Below are 547 nucleotides of genomic sequence, written 5' to 3'. Positions count from 1 at the left end.
TGCGGAAGTATCATCTCTTTCCGATAGGGTTCCAATAGTTCAAGTTCTCTATTCCCCAATACCGGAAAACGATCCAGCTCTTCCATTGCCGCTTCAAAGGTAAATTTCGGCCCTTGAAGGCTCCTGGCGGAATCCTGATCCCAAGGGGGTGTCGTGCTTGCAGGAGGTTGCTGCAGAGCGATGGCTGTTACTACGGGTGTTTTTGTTGCCTCAATCTGTACCAGCTTTTCAGCCACTGCGTGTTTAACGAGCTCAGGAACAACACCATCATTATCATTTCGGATAACCGGGCTGAGCGCCTTACACAAACTGCTAGTTAGCTGGCCGTTGCGGGCATAGTGTTCCAGAGATGACCAAACCACCGGCTTTAATGGTTTGTTGTATTTGATGATATTGATAATCACAGAAGGTGACAGCAGTAATGTTACTTTTTCAGGCTTGGCTTTCCTGGTCTCTTTGGTTCTTGCTTTCATTTGGGCCAGTTTAGCCTCAAGCCTGATCGCATAGGGTTCCCGCTTGTCCTGAGGCTTTTCATACCATTGTTCTG

At 47.9% G+C, this 547-nt stretch carries 1 protein-coding gene; it reads right to left on the bottom strand.

Features of this window, described 5'->3' with window-relative positions:
• On the bottom strand, positions 1-547 hold a 547-nt coding region (locus J7439_RS26050; protein WP_209204965.1), incomplete at both ends, for a type 1 periplasmic-binding domain-containing protein.

Source organism: Salinisphaera sp. G21_0 (assembly GCF_017744115.1).
Taxonomy (GTDB): domain Bacteria; phylum Pseudomonadota; class Gammaproteobacteria; order Pseudomonadales; family Endozoicomonadaceae; genus Endozoicomonas.
This window is presented reverse-complemented; position numbering and strand designations above follow the sequence as displayed.